Genomic DNA, 1,928 nt, shown 5'->3' with positions numbered 1-1,928 from the left:
TATTTAAATCAAGTTGCCATGTCACTGAATACTCGTCCTAGAAAAGCGTTAGATTGGCTTACACCATTAGAGAAATTTGCTCAGCTTGTTGATTATCATAAGACTTTTCAAACTGTCGCACCTCATGTTTGAATTCGCCCAGTAACCATTTATTTTCGGATTTTACAGCGATGCCAACATGACCTCGGGTATGTCCAATCAGTGGCACGATTTTGGCCTCAAAACCAAGTTGCTCGGTCAAATCAATTGCATCTAAACCAAACCACTCAGCATTGACTTCACGATGGCTTTGCCATTTTGTAATATCTTGAAGTTGTGCTTTGCGAAAGCGCAGACGATCTTTGAGTTTTGGTTTTAATGCGTAGTCAAGCTCTTTGTTATAGACGTGAATCGTTGCATTTGGAAAATCAGGCGCACCGCCAATATGATCAAGATCCAAATGGGTTGGTAAAATATCCGTCACATCGGCAGGCGAGTAGCCCAGTTGTTTGATCTGTTCAAAAGCAGTTTCTTGGCGATCTAGTTTGGGGCGAGTGAGTTTTAAAAATAGGCCACCTAATCGAGTTTTCGGCTGTACAATATCTTTTAGACCATAACCTGTATCAACCAGTACCAGTTTATTCTTGTGCTCAATCAGAAGGACATGACAAATGAGTTTGGCAGGCTTGAAATAGCTTCCTTGACCGCTCATCAGTTTTTGGCAGATTGGACACATGGTGCCACAGTTTAAGTGGTGAAGTTTCATCGGTTGCTCATCTTGTTGTGAATGTTATTGCTTTAATGCAGACCAAACTATATGAAGCAGAGCGATCTGTGAAAAATATTGCCACAGTAGTGGGTTAATGTATAGATGATCTGGCAATTTACCTTGTCAAACTTAATTAAGAATTCTAATTTGTCGGGGCAGCAAAGGTGTGTAGTTTAAAATTATTTTGTTCTTCTTGGTCAGATATTACGATTAGCACTTAGAGAAGATTGAATATTTTGTTAAGATAATGACAGTTAAGATTTCATATGAAAATTAAGGAATACAGGCATGTTAATTATCCCTGCGATTGATTTAAAAGATGGTAAATGTGTACGCTTAAAGCAAGGTCGCATGGAAGATGACACCGTATTTTCTGATGATCCAGTGGCGACGGCAGCACATTGGGTTAATGAGGGCGCACGTCGGTTGCATTTGGTCGATTTGAATGGCGCTTTTGCAGGGACACCGATCCACAAGCCTGTGGTCGAGGCGATCGCACAATCTCAACCTGAATTACCGATCCAAATCGGTGGTGGGATTCGTTCATTAGAAACCATTGAGCATTATATTGATGCGGGGGTGTCTTTCGTCATCATCGGCACCAAAGCTGTGGAAGAGCCTGAGTTCGTTGAGCTGGCATGTAAAGAGTTTGCAGGGCACATCATCGTGGGTATTGATGCCAAAGATGGTTTTGTCGCTACTGACGGCTGGGCGAATGTGACTGATGTCAAAGCGATTGACTTAGCGAAACGCTTTGCTGATGCGGGTGTGTCAAGCATAGTCTATACCGATATTGCACGTGATGGCATGATGCAAGGTGTCAATGTTGAGCAGACTGTAAACCTTGCAAACCATGCAGGCTTACCTGTGATTGCCTCTGGCGGTGTGACCAATCTTGAAGATGTGAAATTGCTACAAGGTCAAAAAGGCATCTTGGGTGCGATCACAGGCCGTGCGATCTATGAAGGTACGCTGAGCTTACGTGAAGCGCAATTGTTATTGGATGACAAATTATAAATTTTAAATCATTAATGCTTTGATCGAGGCAACATCGACCTAACCTTAAACGATCTTGTCTCACATGGAGTGTATATATCGTGCATGATTATCTTTATGCTTTGATTGGTGGCGTGTTGCTTGGTATTGCTGTGGTCGGCTATCTTTATATTCTTGGTCGAAT

Annotated in this window: 1 protein-coding gene and 2 pseudogenes; 2 read left to right on the top strand and 1 reads right to left on the bottom strand. The window is 42.1% G+C overall.

The window, feature by feature from the left end; genetic code table 11:
- Positions 1 to 132: pseudogene (locus ACE3PQ_RS10370) on the top strand (IS30 family transposase); the annotation flags it as partial.
- A gap of 49 nt (positions 133 to 181) precedes the next feature.
- Here the strand turns inward: ACE3PQ_RS10370 and ACE3PQ_RS10365 are convergent.
- A pseudogene (locus tag ACE3PQ_RS10365) lies at positions 182 to 691 on the bottom strand (MBL fold metallo-hydrolase); the annotation flags it as partial.
- A gap of 345 nt (positions 692 to 1,036) precedes the next feature.
- On the opposite strand from ACE3PQ_RS10365, the gene hisA reads away from it, so the two are divergent.
- Positions 1,037 to 1,765, top strand: a complete 729-nt coding sequence (gene hisA, locus ACE3PQ_RS10360; protein WP_374297559.1) for a 1-(5-phosphoribosyl)-5-[(5-phosphoribosylamino)methylideneamino]imidazole-4-carboxamide isomerase — start codon at positions 1,037 to 1,039, stop codon at positions 1,763 to 1,765.
- Positions 1,766 to 1,928 lie beyond the last annotated feature (163 nt).

The organism is Acinetobacter sp., from assembly GCF_041911495.1.
In the GTDB taxonomy this organism is placed as follows: domain Bacteria; phylum Pseudomonadota; class Gammaproteobacteria; order Pseudomonadales; family Moraxellaceae; genus Acinetobacter.
Note: the sequence above shows the minus strand (reverse complement) of the source record. Positions and strands in the feature narration are given on the sequence as shown.